Source organism: Bradyrhizobium neotropicale (genome assembly GCF_001641695.1).
Lineage (GTDB): Bacteria > Pseudomonadota > Alphaproteobacteria > Rhizobiales > Xanthobacteraceae > Bradyrhizobium > Bradyrhizobium neotropicale.
Window position 1 is genome coordinate 39,194 of the sequence record NZ_LSEF01000090.1, and the last position, 20,049, is coordinate 59,242.

The 20,049-nt window shown below is 65.2% G+C and carries 16 protein-coding genes; 7 read left to right on the top strand and 9 right to left on the bottom strand.

Translation table 11 applies throughout. The features are described from left to right. The 8 genes from AXW67_RS29310 to AXW67_RS43355 form a co-directional block, all read right to left on the bottom strand. Nucleotides 1-1,983: a heme lyase CcmF/NrfE family subunit gene (locus AXW67_RS29310; RefSeq protein ID WP_063680698.1), complete on the bottom strand. Its 1,983-nt coding sequence runs from the start codon at nt 1,981-1,983 to the stop codon at nt 1-3. Continuing rightward, nucleotides 1,980-2,489 (bottom strand): cytochrome c maturation protein CcmE, encoded by a 510-nt coding sequence (gene ccmE / locus AXW67_RS29315; RefSeq protein WP_027550500.1) that lies wholly within the window; start codon nt 2,487-2,489, stop codon nt 1,980-1,982. The genes AXW67_RS29310 and ccmE overlap by 4 nt, the downstream gene beginning before the upstream one ends. 37 nt (nt 2,490-2,526) lie before the next feature. Next, nucleotides 2,527-3,648, bottom strand: coding sequence for a c-type cytochrome biogenesis protein CcmI (ccmI, locus tag AXW67_RS29320; RefSeq protein WP_063680962.1), 1,122 nt, complete (start codon nt 3,646-3,648; stop codon nt 2,527-2,529). Between the two features lie 130 nt (nt 3,649-3,778). Further along, nucleotides 3,779-4,048, bottom strand: coding sequence for a hypothetical protein (locus AXW67_RS29325; RefSeq protein WP_063680699.1), 270 nt, complete (start codon nt 4,046-4,048; stop codon nt 3,779-3,781). A 99-nt stretch (nt 4,049-4,147) separates the two neighbouring features. Then, nucleotides 4,148-5,548, bottom strand: a complete 1,401-nt coding sequence (locus tag AXW67_RS29330) for a hypothetical protein (RefSeq protein WP_063680700.1) — start codon at nt 5,546-5,548, stop codon at nt 4,148-4,150. A gap of 158 nt (nt 5,549-5,706) precedes the next feature. Next, on the bottom strand, nt 5,707-7,083 hold the full coding sequence (locus tag AXW67_RS29335) for a sensor histidine kinase (RefSeq protein WP_063680701.1): 1,377 nt from the start codon (nt 7,081-7,083) through the stop codon (nt 5,707-5,709). A 107-nt stretch (nt 7,084-7,190) separates the two neighbouring features. Further along, nucleotides 7,191-7,865, bottom strand: coding sequence for a response regulator transcription factor (locus AXW67_RS29340; protein ID WP_027550495.1), 675 nt, complete (start codon nt 7,863-7,865; stop codon nt 7,191-7,193). Between the two features lie 246 nt (nt 7,866-8,111). Beyond that, entirely contained in the window at nt 8,112-8,267 is a 156-nt protein-coding gene (locus AXW67_RS43355) for a hypothetical protein (RefSeq protein ID WP_198024657.1), read from the bottom strand. 238 nt (nt 8,268-8,505) lie between these two features. Here AXW67_RS43355 and ku point away from each other — a divergent pair, with 238 nt between their 5' ends. From ku to AXW67_RS29375, 7 genes are all read left to right on the top strand, one after another. Then, a complete protein-coding gene (gene ku / locus AXW67_RS29345; protein ID WP_027550494.1) occupies nt 8,506-9,468 on the top strand; it encodes a non-homologous end joining protein Ku in 963 nt (320 codons plus the stop codon). A 59-nt stretch (nt 9,469-9,527) separates the two neighbouring features. Beyond that, the gene (locus AXW67_RS29350) at nt 9,528-9,764 is read left to right on the top strand and encodes a hypothetical protein (RefSeq protein ID WP_027550493.1); all 237 of its coding nucleotides are present in this window, start codon (nt 9,528-9,530) and stop codon (nt 9,762-9,764) included. 224 nt (nt 9,765-9,988) lie between these two features. Further along, nucleotides 9,989-10,171 carry a hypothetical protein gene (locus tag AXW67_RS29355; RefSeq protein ID WP_063680702.1) on the top strand — a complete coding sequence of 61 codons (183 nt, stop codon included), beginning with the start codon at nt 9,989-9,991 and terminating at the stop codon, nt 10,169-10,171. Between the two features lie 186 nt (nt 10,172-10,357). Then, a complete protein-coding gene (locus AXW67_RS29360) occupies nt 10,358-10,522 on the top strand; it encodes a Flp family type IVb pilin (RefSeq protein WP_063680963.1) in 165 nt (54 codons plus the stop codon). A 701-nt stretch (nt 10,523-11,223) separates the two neighbouring features. Continuing rightward, on the top strand, nt 11,224-12,879 hold the full coding sequence (locus tag AXW67_RS29365; RefSeq protein WP_283806471.1) for a thiamine pyrophosphate-requiring protein: 1,656 nt from the start codon (nt 11,224-11,226) through the stop codon (nt 12,877-12,879). Nucleotides 12,880-12,958: 79 nt separating this feature from the next. Further along, nucleotides 12,959-16,567, top strand: a complete 3,609-nt coding sequence (locus AXW67_RS29370) for a GAF domain-containing protein (protein ID WP_063680704.1) — start codon at nt 12,959-12,961, stop codon at nt 16,565-16,567. 41 nt (nt 16,568-16,608) lie between these two features. Beyond that, entirely contained in the window at nt 16,609-18,327 is a 1,719-nt protein-coding gene (locus AXW67_RS29375) for an alpha/beta hydrolase (RefSeq protein ID WP_063680705.1), read from the top strand. Nucleotides 18,328-18,331: 4 nt separating this feature from the next. Here the strand turns inward: AXW67_RS29375 and AXW67_RS29380 are convergent, their stop codons facing one another. Further along, a complete protein-coding gene (locus tag AXW67_RS29380) occupies nt 18,332-19,915 on the bottom strand; it encodes an MDR family MFS transporter (protein ID WP_063680706.1) in 1,584 nt (527 codons plus the stop codon). Nucleotides 19,916-20,049 lie beyond the last annotated feature (134 nt).

Genomic DNA, 20,049 nt, shown 5'->3' on the forward strand with positions numbered 1-20,049 from the left:
TCACTCCGCCGGCTGCAGGCTTTGCTTCGCCCGCGCCGGCTTCGGCGCACCGACGCGCAGGCGACGGTCGGACAGCGACAGCATGCCGCCAAACGCCATCAGCACCGGTCCCCACCAGATCAGCAGCACCAGCGGCTTGTGATAGATGCGCACCGCGACGGCGCCCTCGGCAGTGACGTCACCGAGCGAGATGTAGAGCTGGCTCGCGCCGCGGGTCAGCAGCGCGGCCTCAGTGGTCGAGGAGCCACGGGTGGTGAAGCTGCGCTTTGACGGCGTCATCACGCTGAGGGTCTCGCCGTCGCGGCTGACGTTGAACTCGGCGATCATCTCGCGGAAGTTCGGCCCCTGGCGCTGAAACAGCCCGTCGAGCTTCAGATCGTAGCCGGCGAGATGCGCGACGTCGTTCTGCTTCATCGTCGCGATGTATTCGCTGTTCCAGGTGGTCTCGCAGACGATCCCGAGCAGCGCGACGCCGAGGCCGGCATGCGCAAACGCGGCGCCCCAGGCCGAGCGCGGCAGGCCGCGTGCCCGGTGCAGCGTCGTCGCGAACGGCAGGCGGAACAGGCCGGTCCGTTCGGCGAGGTCCGTGACCGCGCCGGCGATCACGAAGATGCCAAGCCCGATCGCCAGCGGCGCGAGCGCACTGCCGCCGCGCGCCCAGCCCCACGCGACGGCGACGGCGACGAGTCCGGCGACGCCGGCCGCGAGCAGACGCTGGGTAACGCCGAGCAGATCGCCCCGCTTCCACGCCAGCATCGGCCCGAACGGCACGGCAAGCAGCAACAGCGCGAACAGCGGAACGAAGCTGAGATTGTAGAAGGGCGCGCCGACCGACATCTTGAAATCGGCCAGCACTTCCATTGCCAGCGGATAGAGCGTGCCGAACAGCACGACCGCGCAGGCCACCGTGAGCAGCAAATTGTTGAGGACCAGCGCACCCTCACGCGAGATCGGCGCGAACAGGCCCCCCTGCTTCAACGAGGTGGCGCGCCCCGCGAACAGCGACAGGCTGCCGCCGATGAAGAGACAGAGGATCAGCAGAATGAACACGCCGCGCGTGGGATCGTTGGCGAAGGCGTGGACCGAGGTGATGACGCCCGAGCGCACCAGGAAGGTGCCGAGCAGCGACAGCGAGAAGGTCAGGATCGACAACAGGATGGTCCAGACCTTCAGCGCGTTGCGCTTTTCCATCACCAGCGCCGAGTGCAGCAGCGCCGTGCCGGCGAGCCACGGCATCAGCGAGGCGTTCTCGACCGGATCCCAGAACCACCAGCCGCCCCAGCCGAGCTCGTAATAGGCCCAGTAGGAGCCCATGGCGATGCCGAGCGTCAGGAATATCCAGGCCACCAGCGTCCAGGGCCGCACCCAGCGTGCCCAGGCCGCGTCGATCCGGCCCTCGATCAGCGCCGCGATCGCGAAGGAGAACGAGATCGAGAATCCGACATAGCCGAGATAAAGCATCGGCGGATGCACCGCGAGGCCGATGTCCTGCAGCACCGGGTTGAGATCGCGTCCCTCGATCGGCGGATTGGCGATGCGCAGGAACGGGTTCGAGGTCATCAGGATGAAGAGGTAGAAGGCGCTGGCGATCCAGGCCTGCACGGCCAGCACATGCGCGCGCAGCGACAGCGGCAGATTGTTGCCGAAGATCGCGACCAGGCCGCCGAACAGCGCCAGGATCGATACCCAGAGCAGCATCGAGCCTTCATGGTTTCCCCACACGCCGGTGATCTTGTAGATCAGCGGTTTCATGGAGTGCGAATTCTCGTAGACGTTGGCGACGGAGAAATCCGAGCTCACATGCAACATGACGAGCGCCGCGAACGATGCACCGACGAACAGAAGTTGCGCAAGCGCGGTGGAGCGCGCGACGTTCATCAGGGCAGGATCGCGCAGGCGCGCACCAATCAGCGGCACGAAGGACTGGATCAGCGCGAGGCCAAGTGCCAGCACCAGCGCATAGTGTCCGGATTCCGCGATCACCGCACCGCTCCCTGCGAATTGCCCTGCGCGGTCGTCGCCGCAGGCTTGACACCATCAGAAGCTTTGGCGCCGTAATCGTCCTTCCAGTGGCCCTGCTTCTTCAGGGCATCGGCGACGTCCTTGGGCATGTAGGTCTCGTCGTGCTTGGCGAGCACCGTGTCGGCCTTGAACACGCCGTTGGCATCGAGCGCGCCTTCGGCGACGACGCCCTGCCCTTCGCGGAACAGATCCGGCAGGATGCCCTTGTAGGCGACCGGAAGCTTGGCGCTGCCGTCGGCGACCTCGAAGGTCACCGCGAGATTGTCGCCGCGCTGAAGCGAGCCGGGTTGCACCAGCCCGCCGAGGCGAAACCGCTTGCCGGGTGCGAGGTGCTTCTCCGCGACCATGCTCGGGGTCGAGAAGAACACGATGGAGTCCCGCAAGGCATTCAGCACGAGCGCGGCGGCGAGCGCGAGCACGGCGAGCGAACCGCCGATGATGGTCATACGTCGCTGCTTGCGCGTCATGGCGTGTCTCTTCTCCGCTCGTCCCGTCCCGCAATCATCATCCGTCGAGCCCGAGATTCTTCAGGCCTTCGTTGAGCTGGCGCAGCCGCTCGGCGTCATTGGCCACAGCCTGGCGGGCGTCGGTCGAGGCGCCCATCGCCTTGTCGCGATCGCCCATCACGAGATAGGCACGGACCAGGCGCAGCCAGCCGTCGACATCGTCGCCGTTCTGCTTGAGGCGGGTGGCCAGGCGCTCGACCATGCCGCGGATCATCGCGCTGCGATCGCCCTCGCTCATGTCCTTCGCGACCGCCATCGTCTCGTCCGACAGCGCCGGCACGGCGCTGCCGCCGCCGACCCGCGCCAGCGAGGATTGCACCAGGGACCGCCACGGCGCATCCGCCGGCGCCTTCGCAAGCAGCGCCCGCCAGATATTCGCCGCATCGTCCTTGCGGCCGTCCTGCTCGGCGGCGAGCCCGAGGAAGTAGTTCGCCTTGGGATCGTCGGCGTTCAGGCCATGCGCGCGTTCGAATTCGGTCTTGGCCTCAGCGGTCACGACGCCGCCGGCAGCGGCCGAGAGCGCTTCGCCGAGATCCGACCGGCGCTCCGCGCTCTCGCCATTGTAGGTGAGCGCGTTGCGATAGGCGCGCACCGCATCGTCGTAGCGGCCGAGCCGCTCCAGCACCGGCGCGAGCACGTTCCAGCCGCGACCATCGGTCGGATTCTTTTCCAGATGCTGCTCGACCTGCACGACGAGGTTCTCGAGCGATTGCGCCATTCCGGGCGCGCGGTCCCGCTGCGCCAGCGGAAAGTCGCGAAGCGCCGGCGAACCAAGCGGGATGTAGACCGCGATCGCAACCAGCGGCAGGCCAATGAGGGCAAGCACGGCCGCCGCGCGGCGCCATTTGACGCTCGATTTCGGTGCCGCCGCAGGCTCGCTGCCGGCAGCCGCCAGCAGCCTGCGGCTGATCTCGACACGCGCGGCCTCTGCCTCCGGAGCCGCGATCAGTCCGGTCGTAAGGTCACGCTCGATCTCGACGAGTTGGTCCTTGTAGACCGCGACCTCGCTGCCTTGATTTTCAGTGTCTTGCCGCTCAGCGCGACTGCCACGGCCGAGCGGCCAGAGCACGGCGAAAATCGCCGCGACCGTCATCAGCGCGAACACGAACCATAGTGTCATCAGGCAAGCTTCCGGCAGCGCGCAATCCGCGCCCATCGGTGGCTTTACACCACGGCTGGAGCATGCGGCAATTGACAATTGTCAATTTGGCGCGACGGTCGCAGTCCCGAAACAGTGAAAATCCAACAACTTAGCCGATTTCGAACTCTGCGCTCTGGGCGGCGTCCTCGCCGTGCCCGTTAAGGGCCTTCAGAAAGTATGTTCCCGGCTTGATGGTGTCGGGCAGCCTGATGCGCAACGCGCCGACGGGAACCGGGGATGCAATGGTCGTGACCGGATCCGGCAGTTGCTGGCCGCTCGCCTTCTCGACCAGCACCACCTTCGCCCTGACCATTAATCTCCGATAGGTCGCCGAGATCACGCGATTCTCAAGTTCAACAAAGCTGATAATCGGTTTCATGCGCCCACAAATAGAAATTCCCAAAATGTGCACGAAACCGTACGGCCCGCCACCGACAGCGTCAACTACAAATTGTGATTACAAAAATATGCGCCTAAATCAGCTCGCGCGCGACGATTTGCGCTCGCCGGTCAGCGCGTTTTCCGCGGCCCGGCTCATCAGCGACGCATAGTCGTCGCCGAACAGAACCTCGCAGAAGCGGATCGCGGCCTGAACCTGCTGCTGCCGGTAGGCGCGGACCTTGTGATCGGCGGCGCGCAGCGACTGCACCAGCGATTCCGTCGACCGCTCGACATATTGCTGGAGGTCGGAGAACGTGCGCAGCGTCACCTCGTTGATCGCGAGCTCGCTGGCATAGTTGCGGCAGGTGGCGACGAAATCGATCAACGCGGCCGCCTCCTCCACCTCGGTGCTGTCGACCCGCGCGCCCGGGGGAATGTCCTTCTCGGCACGCTGGCGCAGGATGCGGCGGACGCGGCCGGGAACGCTGTCGATCTCCGATTGCAGCGCGTTGGAGATATCCGCACGGATCGAGGTCAACTGCTTGCCCCAGGCGGAATCGTTGCGTAGGTCGAGCTCGGTGCGCAGGCCGCGCACGCCGTCGTGCAGCGCCTTCAGGTTGTCGGCGACGGTGTCGAAACGCCCACGCTTGATGTCCATGCGCAGGATGGCGGCAAGGCACGACAGGTCGTGCAGCGCGATGGTGACGGCCACGCCATACGGCGTGGCCGCGACGCGGATCTCGTCGTCGGAGGCGGCAATCTTGATTGCGAGGCGAATGATCTGCCAGGGCGCGGTCATCCGCTGGATCACCATCGACAGCGCGAAGGGCAGCATCTGAGGCGTCTGCAGCACGGGGATGTTGAGTGCCGCCGTCACCGAGGCGATCTGGGATTCGCCGAACGCGCGCAGGAAGCGCGGCAGTTTTTCGTTCAGCGTTACCATGGCCTCGCGGACGGTGAGCACCGCGCCGATCGAATAGAGATCCTCGATCACGCTGGGCGCGCCGACACGGGCGAGCGCGCGCGACTTGTCGCCGCCGCCGGGCCCGATCAGTTCGGCGATGGCGTCGGAGGCCGCCGCCTGCAGCTTCAGCGCGAGAGCTTCGACCTGGCCTGCATTGTCGGTCGGCAAGCGCGCCAGTGTCGCCTCGAATTCATTCAGCTTGGCCGGGGCGCCGTCGCGGCCGAGCCACTGCCAGATCGGGTGCAGCGAGGAGCGGCGGATCTGCCCGACCCGGATCGGCGCGCCGGCCTCCACGAGGAACGGTTCCAGCGGCTGGAACAGGAGCCGCGACAGGTCGTCAGTACGGGCGGGCGCGGCCTCCTCGGCCTCCGTCTTGCGCACGATCTTGCGCAGCTGCTCGAGCACGAGGGTGGCGACTGCCGTATCCTGGCCGCGCTCCAGCGCACGCTCGAACTCCCGCATCAGCAGCGCCTGCGACTGCGGCGGGAGCTGCGCGAGATACTCTCTCAGCCGCTCGATCGATGTCTGGCTCATACGCCCGGTAATGCACGGTAAAATGGCGGACGTGGGATGCGTCCGAGCGCGATCATAGGAGGTCGCGCCTTAAGAAGCCGTTTAGGAAGTTGGGTAGGACGTCCCGTCTTTCTCCAGGCTGGCCCCCGCCGAGACGAAAAAGCATGATAGGACAAGCACTAAATGCCGGGGAGCACCAGCTCCGCCCGCAAACCGCCGATCGGTGCGCTGCCGAGGGAGAGAGAGCCGCCGTAAAGCCCGGCCAGATCGACCACGATCGACAGACCCAGCCCCGATCCCGGCTTGGATTCGTCGAGCCGCTGGCCGCGCCGCGAGACCTGGGCGCGCTCGGTCTCGGACAGGCCGCGACCGTCGTCATCGACGAGGATGCGGAGACGCGGGCCCGCGCCGGACTGGTGTGGCGTCTCCACCAGGACCTCGATGAAGACCCGGGAGGCTGCCCATTTGCAGGCATTGTCGACGAGATTGCCAACCATCTCCTCCAGGTCCTGGCGCTCGCCGCGAAATTTCGCGGATGGGTCGGCCTTGGCCTCGACGATGATGCCGCGGTCGCGATGGATCTTCTCCATGGTCCGCCGCAACGCCTCGATGGCGGGCGCGACGTCGGTCACGGTGGCGACGACCGAGACCCTGGCCGCGATGCGCGCGCGCTCCAGATGATGGGCGACCTGGTCGCGCATCACATCGGCCTGCTCCATGACCTTGGCCGCGAACGGCTCGGCTGCGTGCACGCCGGCCTCGTTGACGATGACCGAGAGCGGCGTCTTGATCGCATGCGCGAGATTGCCGACATGAGTGCGCGCGCGTTCGACGATCTCGCGATTGGCATCGATCAGTGCATTGGTCTCACGCGCCAGCGGCGCGATCTCGACCGGAAACTCGCCTTCGAGCCGCTCCGCACGCCCGGAGCGAATGTCGGCGATCGCCTCCGATATCCGCTTCAGCGGTGCAAGACCGAAGCGGACCTGGAACACCGTGGTCAGCAGCAGCACGATGCCGAGCGCGGTGAAGGTGCCGCCGAGGTAGTAATCGAAGCTGCGTGTCTCGTCGAAGATCTCGGTCGCATCGCCCGCGACGCTGACCAGATATTTGCCGTCCGCGCCCAGATCGACCGGCCGCTCGACCATCCGCAAATTCTGGCCCTCGGGCCCGTCGACATAGGCGAGCCGGATGCCGGCAGCGGTGAGCTCGGCGCCCTGCTCTTCCAGCTTCGGCAGCTTCTTGTCCCACAGCGAGCGTGACGAGCGCACCTCCGGCTTCTCGGTATCGGTGCGCGTGATCTGCCAGTACCAGCCGGACAGCGGCAGCTCGAACAGGGGCTCGCCGAGCGACTGGAACTGGCGGTCCGGCGGCTCGTCGGGGGTGGCGACCTCGGCGATGAGCGTGCGGAGATAGAGATTCAGGCGGCGGTCGAAGGCGCGCTCGGTGGCGTTCTTGTAGACCGAGGACAGCGCGACGCCGGTGATCGCCAGGATCACCACGAGCCACGCGGTCGCCGACAGGAACAGGCGGTTCGCAAGCGAGCTAGCGGCCATCGGAATGGTCCCGGGAGGCGCAGGACGGCGAGTCGTCAGGGGTCATGGCCGAGCAAGAGCCTCGTTCCGCCGCCCGGTCAAGCCTCGGATGTTGCGAGCCCCAGGCTTCAGCTGCCGTTGGCTGCCGGCGGGGTCAGGAGATAGCCCAAGCCGCGGACGGTCTGGATGATGTCGACGTCGAGCTTCTTGCGGATGCGGCCGACGAAGACCTCGATCGTATTGGAGTCGCGGTCAAAGTCCTGGTCGTAGAGGTGCTCGACGAGCTCGGTGCGGGAGACCACGCGACCGGAATGGTGCATGAGGTAGGCCAGCAGCCGATATTCGTGCGAGGTCATCTTCACGGGATTGCCCGACACGCTGACGCGGCCGGTTCTCGTATCCAGCGTGACGGGACCGCAGCTGAGCTCGCTCTGGGCATGGCCGGTCGAGCGGCGCAGCAGCGCGCGAATGCGAGCCAGAACCTCCTCGAGATGGAAGGGCTTTGCGACATAGTCGTCGGCGCCGGCGTCGAAGCCCTGGACCTTGTCGCTCCAGCGGTCGCGCGCGGTGAGGATCAGCACCGGCATGGTTCGGCCATTGCGACGCCAGGCCTCCAGCACCGAGATGCCGTCCTTCTTCGGCAGACCGATGTCGAGCACCACGGCGTCATAGGGCTCGTTGTCGCCGAGATAGTGTCCCTCCTCGCCGTCGAAGGCGCGATCGACGACATAGCCGGCGTCGCTCAGCGCCTTGGTAAGCTGGCGATTGAGATCGGGGTCGTCCTCAACAACGAGCAGGCGCACGCTTCTCTCCAGCAATGGTTCGACGGGATCGACGGCAGAAGATCCACGTCAAGATGATCAATTCCGGCGTGAACTGAATATGAACGCCGGGAACCGGGAAACGTTACTTTTTCGTCATAAACGATTTTCACGCCTTGACGCGACTGCGCCCGCCAGGCCAGCGGACGANGCCGATGGCTTGGCGGGCGCAATTTGCCGCGTTACGCGGCGAGTCGGAAGGTCGAACCTCCTGTCGATCGCGGTCCCTCAGGTCCGGAAGAACACGAACCAGATGACGGCGAGGATCAGGATCGCCAGCCCGGTCGAGATGGCGAGCAACGCCGCCACGGACGGGCCAGGCTCGCCCTGGCGCGCCTCGGTCGGGGTTTCGATGATCTGATGTTGGTCTCGCGTGGTTGCCATGGTGACCTCGATCTCTGGCTGGCACGTCCGATTGCCGCGATCTCCTCGCGGCCTCAAGCCCTTGGGGGGCAACGCCCGATCGTAAACGATGTTCCGGGCGGACTGCCCTCGCCCGATGGCAACCAGAGCCGGCGCCCGCGGTTAACGTCGTTGCAAGATTCCGTGGCGCCGCTTGCTATGATTCGCGGAACAGCGATGGTATTCTTGTGGGCTGTCCCTGTTGCGTTTGGAGTAACCCATGGCCCCCCGAGCCAATTGGAAGGGTTTTTTGCGCCTCTCGCTCGTGACCTGCCCGGTCGCGCTCTATCCCGCCACTTCGGATACCGAGAAGGTCTCGTTCAACCAGATCAACCGCAAGACCGGCCACCGGATCAAGTATCTCAAGGTCGACGCCGAGACCGGTGACGAGGTGACCTCCGAGGACATCGTCAAGGGCTACAAGGTCGACACCGACACCTATATCGAGGTCACCAAGGACGAGCTCGACGACATCGCGCTCGACTCGACCCACACGATCGAGATTGACGAATTCGTGCCCAAGGCCGACATCGACAACCGCTATCTGATCCGCCCCTATTATCTCGTGCCGGACGGCAAGGTCGGCCACGACGCCTATGCGGTGATCCGCGAAACCATCCGCAGCATGAACAAGGTCGCGATCGGCCGCGTGGTGCTGACCAACCGCGAGCACATCATCGCACTGGAGCCGCTGGAGAGCGGCCTGATGGGCACGCTGCTGCGCTACCCCTACGAGGTGCGCAGCGAGTCCGAGTATTTCGACGACATCCAGGACGTGAAGCTCACCAAGGACATGCTCGACCTCGCCAAGCACATCGTCGAGAAGAAGTCCGGCGCATTCGAGCCTGAGCTGTTCGAGGATCATTACGAGACCGCGCTGATCGACCTCATCAACAAGAAGCGCAGCGGCATGCCGATCACGGCCAAGGCCACGCCGAAAGCGGGCGGCAATGTCATCAACCTGATGGATGCGTTGAAGAAGAGCCTCGCAAGCGAAAAGGAAGCGCCGCCCGCAGCCAAGGCCGCCAAGGGCAAAAAGCCGAAGAAGCGCGTCGAAGGCCAGCGCGAGATGCTGCTGCCGATCGCTGGTAAAGGCGGCAAGGAAGCTGCTGCGGCCAAGGAAGCCCCGAAGAAAGCCGAGAAGCCCGTTCGGACGACCGCGCGGACGAAGAAGGCCGGATAGCAGCAGCAGCCGAGGGGCAAAGCGCGTCGTGATATCTCCTGCGGACGGGCCGGCCTGACATGCCCTGGTCGGCGCCGTTCGATGATCCCATTTCCCTGCGAGGCGGGCGCAAGCTGCGGACGCTGCAAGAGGCGGCCGATCACATCATGCAACTTCCCGAGGACGCGCAGCACGCGAGCCACTGGCAGACCGCGATCGAGACTCTGATCAATGCGGCTGAGACCGGGGGCGGTTGGATGATGTTTGCCCGCATCGCGATGTTGCGGGCGCTGAACAAGGACGTTCCTCGCAAGTGAGCCCTGCCCGGCCGGCGCCGTTCTGCGGGGGCTGGCCGATATCGTGGCCCCTGGCCGCCCCCTTGAAGAACAGCCTCAACAATCCGTTAAGCGGCGCCGTCGTTTTGCGCGCCCGGCTTCACCATCGTGAGGCGCCACGTAGTCCTACGGAAGACAAAATTAACCGTCGGTTCCCGCCCAGCACAGCAAGGTCGCGCCGTTAATTGTGTCAAGGTTCGCATGCCGTGCAGCAGCAGAACACCAGAAAAAACTACATCGGCATCGTCAATGACGGGACCGAGGAAGAACGGGCCGCCGACAGTGCGGCGTGGTCGCAGCCACGTGTGATGAGCTATCTGGTCGACCGCCTCGCAGCGGCGCTGAGACGCCCCGGCAAGGGCACGCCGGGACACTCGATCACCTCCTGAGACGCCCCGAATCAAATCCACCCGAATTGGGTGACGAAGCCTTAAGCTAATCGATGGCAACATGTGCCGGAGCAGGCGGGGACGACCCGAACCTGCTTTTTTCACGCGCGCAAAAAAGTTAATGGATCAATTTACCTTTCCGAAAACGGCGCCAGCGTACGTTAGACGCACGAATAGGAGTTGACGATGCCTTTGCTCAGGTCCTTTTTTGCCGATGAAAGTGGTGCCACCGCCATCGAGTATTGTCTGATTGCCTGCGGTATTGCGCTCGCGATCGTTACGGTCGTGAACGGCACCGGAAGCGCGCTCCTGAACAACAAGTTCAACTCGATCAACTCGGCCACGAAGTAACCGTCGTAGCCGGCACTCCCCACTCTCGTCTTCGCGAGCGCAGCGAGGTAACCCAGAGTCATGCCGCAGAGGGATTCTGGATTGCTTCGCGGAGCCTGTCATCGAGCTGCGCTTCGCGCGGACCCGTTGGCTCGCAATGACGAAGCATAGGTAACGGCGCTTCTCTTTCCAGCGCGACCCCGCGACACGGCCCGCGCTCGCGAACCCGTGAACAGACTTCGTCAACGGCGCGGAACGAAACAATGGCGCCTCGGATCGAAGCCGCTTTCGAGCGACCACGAAGTCACCGGAAAACATCACCGAGCTACGATGCGAATCGTTCCGATTGGGAGAGGCAACAATGCGGTCGCATCAGGCTTTCGTCGCTCCGGTAGTCATCCTCAGTTTCTCGCTGCTGAGCATCGCCACCCTGGTGATGGTCGGGGCTTGGTAATCCTTGGGTCAAACGTCCATGCGTGAAGAATTCACATCGCTCGCTTTTCTGGCCGTGACCGTCGCAGGCGTCGCTCTGCTCGGGTCAGGCCTGCTCGCACTCGTCTTCGTGGGATAGGCCGCGCGGCGACCTGAAGCCGCGCATTGCGAGCCAGACCATCTGCAGGCTCGCGGCGCATAGCTGACCTACCGCAGCCCGCCCGCGCCCGCGCTTTACGCTTCTCCAGATTCCTGATCCTCTCTCCTCCAAATCGGCCGGACCAACCGGCCTGCCCAGGGAGAGAGACGCCATGAAGCTCGGCACTGCGATCGCGGAAATCATGAAGCGCGAGGGCATCGAGATCCTCTGCGGCTATCCCGTCAACCACCTGATTGAGCACGCGGCCAAGGCCGAGATCCGCCCCGTGATGGTGCGCCAGGAGCGCGTCGGGATCCACATGGCGGACGCGATCTCCCGCGTCACGTCGGGACGCAGCATCGGCGCGTTCTGCATGCAGCATGGCCCGGGCGCGGAGAACGCCATGGGCGGCGTCGCGCAGTGCTTTGGCGAGTCCGTACCCGTGCTGGTGCTGCCGATGGGCTATCAGCGCCGGCTGTCGCATATCGAGCCGAACTTCAACTCCAGCGAGGTGATGAAGGCGTTTGCCAAATCGTCCGAGCCGATCATCCTGGCAGCCGAGGTCGCCAACATTTTCCGCCGCGCCTTCACCAAGCTGAAGAACGGCCGTGGCGGGCCCGTCATCGTCGAGATTCCCTCCGACATATGGAACGAGGAGGTGCCGGAGCCGCTCAACTATACGCCGGTGCTGCGCACCCGCTATGGCGCCGATCCTGTTCATGTGAGTGAGGCGGCGGCGCTTCTCGTCAATGCGAAACGGCCAGTGATCTATGCTGGCCAGGGCGTCCACTATGCGCAGGCCTGGCCGCAGTTGAAGCAGCTGGCCGAACGGCTGGCGATTCCGGTCACGACCAGCCTCGGTGGGAAGTCGTCGTTTCCCGAAACCCATCCACTCTCGCTCGGGTCCGGCGGCCTCGCGGTGCCGCGCGCTGTGCCCAAATTCTTGGGCGAAGCCGACGTCATCTTCGGCATCGGCTGCTCCTTCACCGAGACCAGCTTCGGCATCGCGATGCCGAAGGGCAAGACTGTCATCCATTCGACGCTCGATCCGAACCATCTCAACAAGGATGTCGAAGCGAGGGTTGGCCTCGTCGGCGACGCCGGCCTCGTGCTCGATGCGCTGCTGGAGGAGATCGGCAGGACCGTCACATCGGATCGCGACGCCTCGGCCGTCGCCGCCGAGATCGCCGCCTCGCACAAGGAGTGGCTTGCGAAGTGGATGCCGAAGCTCACCGGCAACGACGCACCGCTGAGCCCCTATCGCGTGCTCTGGGACCTCCAGCACACCGTCGACCTCCACAACACCATCATCACGCATGATGCCGGCAGCCCACGCGATCAACTCTCCCCGTTCTGGAAGGCGGTCGAGCCCCTCTCCTATCTCGGCTGGGGCAAGACGACGCAGCTCGGCTACGGCCTCGGTCTTGCGATGGGCGCCAAGCTGGCAAAGCCCGACAAGCTCTGCATCAATGTTTGGGGCGATGCCGCGATCGGCTTCACCGGCATGGATTTCGAGACCGCGGTGCGCGAGCGTATTCCGATCATGTCGATCCTGCTCAACAATTTCTCGATGGCGATCGAGCTGAAGGTGATGCCGGTCTCGACCGAGAAATACCGCTCGACCGACATTTCCGGCGACTACGCCGCCATGGCGCGCGCCTTCGGCGGCTATGGCGAGCGGGTGACCAGGCCGGAGGACATCGTTCCCGCGATCAGGCGCGGCATCCAGAAGACGCAGGAGGGCGTGCCGGTGCTGCTGGAGTTCATCACCAGCAAGGAGACCGAGGTGTCGCGACCGGGCACCTGAGGCTTGCTTGAGGCCCCTTGGCCGCGCGAGCTTTTGGCGCTAAAGGCGCGGTCGTGGGACCGGCCGCATCGGACGATCAATGACAGCGCTTTCCGAGGACATGGCTGCCGCGCTGAAGCGCAGGATCGACGAGCTCGAGCAGCAGCTCAAGTCCGGCACGGCCGAGACCGCGCGGCTGGCCGACGAGAAGCGACAAGCTCTCGAACGGCAGGCCGCAACGGCCGACATCCTGAAGGTCATCGCCGCCTCCCCCTCCGATGCGCGACCGGTGTTCGAGGCGATCGCGTCCAGCTCCAAGCGCCTGCTCGACGGCTTTTCCGCCACCGTGCTCCAGTTCATCGGCGATGAGCTCCATTTGGTCGCCTACACACCGACGAGCCCCGAAGCCGACCGAGGATTGAAGGCGTCGTTCCCGCGACGGATCGCGGATTTTCCGACCTTCGAACTGGTTCGCGGCGGCGAGACGATCCAGTTTCCCGACAGCGAAGCCAACGACGTCCCGCAACTCAACCGGGATCTGGCGCGACTGCGCGGCTTCCGCAGCGTGCTGTTCACGCCGCTGATGAACCGGGGCACGCCGGTCGGCATGATCAGCGTCACGGGCGCCCAGCCAGGCGCGTTCGACGCCGAGCACGTGCAACTGCTCCAGACCTTCGCCGACCAGGCCGTGATCGCGATCGAGAATGCGCGGCTCTTCAACGAGACGCGGCAGGCGTTGGAGCGCCAGACCGCCACTGCCGACATCCTGAAGGTGATGGCGGCCTCGCCCGCCGATGTGCAGCCGGTGTTCGACGCCATCGCCGCCAACGCCAACCGCCTGATCGGCGGCTTTTCCACCGCGGTGCTGCGCTATGTCGACGGCGCCGCGCATCTGGCGGCTTTCACGCCGACCGACCCGGCCGGCGACCGCGTGCTGCAGGCATCGTTTCCGGTGCCCTTCGCAAAATTCCCGGCGTACCAGCTCGTGGCGAATGGCGCGGCAGCGCAACTGCCCGACACCGAGCTCGAACCGGCCGCGCGGAACATCGCGCGCGCCCGCGGTTATCGCAGCATGCTGTTTGCTCCGCTGATGAGCGAGGGCCAGGCCATCGGCGTCATCATCGCGACGCGCAAGGCCACCGGCGCATTCAGCGAGCATCATGTCCGCCTGCTGCAGACTTTCGCCGACCAGGCAGCGATCGCGATCAAGAACGTCGCGCTGTTCAACGCGACGCGAGAGGCGCTGGAGCGCCAGACCGCGACCGCCGACATCCTCAAGGTGATTGCAGCCTCGCCATCGGATGTCACGCCGGTGTTCCAGGCCATCTCCGACAGTGCCAAGGCGCTGATCGGGGGACATTCCTCCGCCGTCACCCGCGTCATCGACGGCATGCTGCACCTGGCCGCCTTCACCACCGACAATGACGGCGGCAACGAGGATCTGCTCCGCTCGTTCCCGGCACCGCTGTCCGCGTCCGGCATTCATAGCCGCGTCGCGACGAGCGGACAGTTCGCCTTCCGCACCGACATGCAGAGCGAGCCCGACCTCACCGTCGCGATGCGGGAGCTGGCGCGCACAAGAGGCTATCGCAGCATTCTGGTGGTTCCGATGCTGCGCGATGGCGTTGCGATCGGCACCATCGGCGTGACGCGACCCGAGGCCGGTCACTTCCCGGACAAGGCGATCAATCTGCTCAAGACCTTCGCCGACCAGGCCGTGATCGCGATCGAGAACACGCGGCTGTTCAACGAGGTGCAGGCGCGAACGCACGAGCTTACCGAGTCACTGGAGCAGCAGACCGCGACATCGGAGGTGCTCGGCGTCATCAGTCGATCGGCCGGCGATCTCGCGCCGGTATTCGAGGCGATGCTCAGCAAGGCAATGCAGCTCTGCGGCGCCAGTTTCGGCGTGCTCAATACCTACGATGGCACGCAGTTCAACTCGGCCGCCACTTACGGCCTGCCCCCTGCCTATGATGAATTCCGGCGCAAGGCGCCCCTCAACTATGGTCCGGCCACCGCGCCCGCGCGCCTTTTGAAGGGCGAACCGTTCGTCGAAATTGCCGACCTGCTGGAGTCGGACGCCTATCGCAGCGGAGAGCCGAACCGTCGGGCGCTGGTCGATCTCGGCGGCGCACGCTGCCTGCTTGCGGTGCCGCTGCTCCAGGACGAGCGCGTGGTCGGCAACGTCATGATTTTCAGGCAGGAGAACCGGCGCTTCTCGGAGAAGCAGATCACCTTGCTGAACCAGTTCGCGGCGCAAGCCGTGATCGCCATCGAGAACGCGCGGCTGCTCAGCGAACTGCGTCAGCGCACCGAGAATCTGACCGAGGCGCTGCAACAACAGACGGCGACTGCCGACGTGCTCAAGGTTATCAGCCGCTCGGCGTTCGACTTGCAGGCCGTGCTCGATACGCTGGTCGAATCGGCGGCGCGACTATGCGAAGCCGAGATGGCGGCGATTACCCGCAAGACCGGCAATGCCTATTTCCGGGCGGGCTCCTACGGCTTCCCAACCGAATTCGTCGAGTTTGTAAGAACTCTCCCGGTCCGTCCAGACAAGCGCACCATCACGGGCCGGACTTTGCTCGGCGACAAGGTGGTCCATGTCACCGATGTGCTCGAAGATCCCGATTACTTCTTTGAAGGCCAGGAATTGAGCGGCAATCCGCGTAGCTTCCTCGGTGTACCCTTACTGCGCGAAGGCAGCACGGTTGGCGCCATTGTCCTCGCACGTCGCGCAGTCCGGCCGTTCAGCGAAAAGCAGATCGAACTCGTTACCAGCTTCGCCGACCAAGCCGTCATCGCGATCGAGAATGTGCGCCTCTTCGACGAAGTGCAGGCCCGGACCAAAGAGCTTGCAAAGTCCCTCGACGATCTGCGCGCCGCGCAGGATCGCCTGATCCAGACCGAGAAGCTCGCATCGCTCGGCCAGCTCACCGCCGGCATCGCGCATGAGATCAAGAACCCGCTCAACTTCATCAACAATTTCGCCGCGCTCTCTGCCGAGCTCGCCGATGAGGTGAACCAGGTGCTCGCGGCCGTCACGACGGTCACGGGGGACGTTCGCGCCGACATCGACGAGCTGACCGGCCTCCTGAAGGACAACCTGCAGAAAGTGGTACAGCACGGCAAGCGCGCCGATTCCATCGTCAAGAACATGCTGCTGCATTCCCGCGGGGGCAGCGGCGAGCACGGGCCGGCCGACATCAACGCGCTGGTCGAGGAGAGCCTCAACCTCGCCTATCACGGCGCACGCGCGGAGAAGCCGCAATTCGATGTCACGCTGCAGCGCGATCTCGATCCCGAGGCCGGAACGGCCGAGATGTTTCCGCAGGAAATCGCCCGCGTGCTGCTCAACCTGATCTCGAACGGCTTCTATGCGGTGACGAAGCGCGGCAGCGAGGCCGGCGGGGGTTTCGAACCCACGCTCAGTGCCTCGACCCGCGACCGCGGCAGCCATGTCGAGATCCGCATCCGCGACAACGGCATCGGCATCCCACCTGAGGTGAAGGAGAAGATGTTCAATCCCTTCTTCACGACCAAGCCGGCCGGCGAAGGCACGGGGCTTGGCCTTTCCATCAGCCACGACATCATCGTCAAGCAGCACGGCGGCACGCTCGATATCGAGACCGAGCCCGGCGAGTTCACCGAGTTCACGATCCGGTTGCCGCGAAAGAGCATTTTTTCGGACAAGGACAGAGGATAGCCGTATCGTCGGGTCTGCGGGTTGAGGAAGATCGTCGCTCGATGGGTGCATTCAAAAATCTGGCTTGGCTCATTCGGCGGCAATTGCTCTCGCTGTCCGGCGTCGGCCTTATGCTGGGCGCCCTGTTCTTCGCGGCTGCGCTGACGCCGACGCTGATCCCGCGGAGCTATCTCACGCAAGGCGTCCTCGCCGGCGCCTGCTTTGCGATCGGCTACCTCGCCGGCATCGTCTGGCGCTGGCTGTGGCACTATCTCGAATTGCCCGAACCTTCGGCGCGCGCAAGAGCGATCGCCAATGCGCTGGTCGCGGCCGGCTGCCTGCTCGTCGTCATCATCTATCTGCGGCGAGCCTCCGAATGGCAGAACTCGATCCGCGCCGTCATGAACATGGCGCCGGTCGAGACCGCGCATCCGCTCAAGGTCTGCGGCATCGCCCTGGTCACGTTCGTCGTGCTGCTGATGCTTGCGCGGCTGTTCGCGCTTGTCGCTCGCTTCCTTGCCGCGCGCAAAGGGCGTTTCGTCCCGAGAAAGATCGCAAACGTCCTCGGCGTTCTCGTGGCGGCTCTGCTGTTCTGGATGATCGCCAACAACCTCCTCATCCGCACGGCCTTCCGCGCACTCGATTCGTCCTTCCGCGAATTCGACGCACTTCTCGAGCCCGAGCGGCCGCAACCGACGGCCCCCGGGAAGACGGGAAGTCTGGCGTCGCTGGTGAAGTGGAAGCAGCTTGGGCGTGCGGGGCGCGAATTCGTTGCCTCGGGTCCGACCGCAGCGGAGATCAGTGCCGTCACGGGGCGGCCCGCGCAGGACCCCGTACGAGTTTATGTCGGCCTCGGGGGCGGCAACACGGCGCAGGCGCGCGCCCGGCTTGCGCTCGACGAGCTCAAGCGCCAGCACGGATTTGAACGCTCGGTCCTGATCGTCATCACGCCGACCGGCACCGGCTGGGTCGACCCCGCCGCGATGAATACGGTCGAATATCTCCACCATGGCGACGTCGCGAGCGTTGCGGTGCAATATTCCTATCTCAACAGCCCGCTATCGCTGCTGTTTCAGCCCGAATTCGGCGCGGAAGTCGCGCGCGCGCTGTTCTCTGAAATCTACGGCTACTGGACGAGGTTGCCGAGGGACAGGCGACCGAAACTGTACTTGCACGGGCTCAGCCTCGGCGCCATGAACTCGGAAAAATCCGCGGAGCTGTTCGAAACGATAGGCGATCCGATTGCCGGCGCGCTGTGGAGCGGGCCGCCGTTCGAGAGCCGCATCTGGCGCTCGGTCACTGCGAACCGCAATCCGGGCTCGCCGGCCTGGCTGCCGGAATTCCGCGACAGCCGCTTCGTCCGCTTCATGAACCAGAACGGGCCGACGGTGCCGGCGGATGCGCCCTGGGGCGCGCTGCGCGTCGTCTATCTGCAATATGCCAGCGACCCGATCGTGCTGTTCTCCTACCGCGACGCCTACCAGGCCCCGGCCTGGATGGCAGCGCCGCGCGGGCCCGACGTGTCACCGGAGCTGCGCTGGTATCCGATCGTCACCATGCTGCAACTCGCGCTCGACATGGCGGTCGCGACCAGCACGCCGATGGGCTTTGGCCATGTCTACGCGCCCGAGCACTACGTTGATGCCTGGGTCGCGGTCACCGATGTGCATGACTGGTCCGCCGGCGCGCTGGCGCGGCTCAAGACCCAGCTTGCGGCGCAGGCGCGGAAGGCATCCGAGAGCAGCGCCGACGACAACCCCTATGCCGATCGTGGCGGTTGAGGCCCTACTCCGCCATCTCGACGGGCGGTACGCTGGTGGGCCCCGCCAGCGGCCGCTCTTCCATCAGAATCAGGCAGAGCGCGGCGGTGGCCATCATCGCCGCCGCGGCGCCGAAGACGTAGCGGAACGCGACCATCATGTCGGCCGAGGGAATCGCATTGACCGCAGCGTGATGCTCGCCTGCGAGCGGAATGTCTGCCCCTAGCGCGATCAGCAGGATCGCGGCGAAGGCCGCGACCGTGAACGAGGACATCAGCGAGCGGAAGAAATTCATCGCACCGGTGATGGTGCCGACTTGTGCGCGGACAACCGAGTTTTGCAGCGAGACGACGCACACCGGGAAGGTCGTGCCGAGCCCCAGCGCGAACGCGGCCATCAGCAGCAGAAGCCCCCACAGCGGCAACGTCAGGAACGTGAGGCCGAGGCCACAGATCGCGGCCCAGGAGGTGCCGACGACGGCGACGCGCTTGTAGTGCTTGGCGCGCGCCATGGTGCGGCCGGCGATGGCCGCGCCGCAGGTCGAGACCGCAGCGAGCGGGATCAGTGCGAGCCCCGCCTCGCTGGCGCTGAGGTGATAGACCGACTCGTAGTAGAGCGGGAGCTGAACCGTGAGACCGGTGATTGCGCCGAGCGCGCAGCCGCCGGCCGTCAGCGCATAGGGCGCGACCGTTCCGCCGAGCAGCGGCAGCGGCAGGAACGGCTCGTCCGCCCGGCGCGCGTGCCAGACGAAAGTGAACGCCAACGCGACCGCCCCACCCACCATCGCAAGAACGGTCGGCGAGAGCCACGGGAAGCGCGTGCCGCCCCAGGTCAGCACCAGCATGAAGACCACCGCGGACGCCATCAGCAGCACGCCGCCGAGCCAATCGACCTCGCGCCGGTGGTGGAACACCGGGATCTTGTTCATTTTCGGAAGCAGCAGCGCCAGCGCCGCGGCCGCGAGCGGCAGGTTGATCCAGAAGATCATCGACCAGTGCAGATGCTCGGCGAACACGCCGCCGATGACGGGGCCGAGGATGCCGCCGACCATCCAGACGCTGGAGAAATAGGCTTGGTACTGGCCGCGTTCGCGCGGTGAGACGACGTCGGAGATCACGGTCTGCACGACCGGCATGATGCCGCCGCCGCCGAGGCCCTGCAGGCCGCGCGCCAGGATCAGCATCGGCATGCTCGGCGCGATCGCACACAGGATCGAGCCAGCCACAAAGAGACTCAGCGAGGTGATGATCATGGCGCGCCGGCCATAGATGTCGCTCAGCGTCCCGAACACCGGTGCAACCGCGGTCGAGGCGAGCAGATAGGCCGTGATCACCCAGGAGAGGTTCGAGACGTCCTGGAACTGGCGCCCGATGGTCGGCAGCGCGGTCGCCACGATGGTCTGGTCCAGCGACGCCAGGAACATCGTCAGCATCAGGCTGATCACGATGGTCCGCACCTCGTCCGTCGGGAGCGGAACTGGCGGCGCGATGGAGGGCGCGTCGCTGACGCTGATGACCTCGGACGGAAGGCGGGAGAGCTCTTCGGCGATGTCGTCGGGCAACGCCTGGATGTCGGCAGATTGGCTCGTCTGCCGTTCGAACTTGTTCATGTCGGTCGGACGTCGGGTAGCGGCGCAACGCCGCGAAGGATTCGTTCTGCCCTGGTAATCTAGACAGCGAACTTCTTCTCGGGCAGGCGCTGCGGCGCATGGGTGCATCCCACCCCCTGGTCATCCCGAAGACG

Coding starts and splice junctions, on each gene's coding strand:
- AXW67_RS29330 (WP_063680700.1), bottom strand. CDS start 5,548: ATGAGCCAGACATCGATCGAGCGGCTGAGAGAGTATCTCGCGCAGCTC.
- AXW67_RS29370 (WP_063680704.1), top strand. CDS start 12,959: ATGACAGCGCTTTCCGAGGACATGGCTGCCGCGCTGAAGCGCAGGATC.
- AXW67_RS29360 (WP_063680963.1), top strand. CDS start 10,358: ATGCCTTTGCTCAGGTCCTTTTTTGCCGATGAAAGTGGTGCCACCGCC.
- AXW67_RS29375 (WP_063680705.1), top strand. CDS start 16,609: ATGGGTGCATTCAAAAATCTGGCTTGGCTCATTCGGCGGCAATTGCTC.
- ccmE (WP_027550500.1), bottom strand. CDS start 2,489: ATGACGCGCAAGCAGCGACGTATGACCATCATCGGCGGTTCGCTCGCC.
- ccmI (WP_063680962.1), bottom strand. CDS start 3,648: ATGACACTATGGTTCGTGTTCGCGCTGATGACGGTCGCGGCGATTTTC.
- AXW67_RS43355 (WP_198024657.1), bottom strand. CDS start 8,267: ATGGCAACCACGCGAGACCAACATCAGATCATCGAAACCCCGACCGAG.
- AXW67_RS29380 (WP_063680706.1), bottom strand. CDS start 19,915: ATGAACAAGTTCGAACGGCAGACGAGCCAATCTGCCGACATCCAGGCG.
- AXW67_RS29325 (WP_063680699.1), bottom strand. CDS start 4,048: ATGAAACCGATTATCAGCTTTGTTGAACTTGAGAATCGCGTGATCTCG.
- AXW67_RS29335 (WP_063680701.1), bottom strand. CDS start 7,083: ATGGCCGCTAGCTCGCTTGCGAACCGCCTGTTCCTGTCGGCGACCGCG.
- ku (WP_027550494.1), top strand. CDS start 8,506: ATGGCCCCCCGAGCCAATTGGAAGGGTTTTTTGCGCCTCTCGCTCGTG.
- AXW67_RS29350 (WP_027550493.1), top strand. CDS start 9,528: ATGCCCTGGTCGGCGCCGTTCGATGATCCCATTTCCCTGCGAGGCGGG.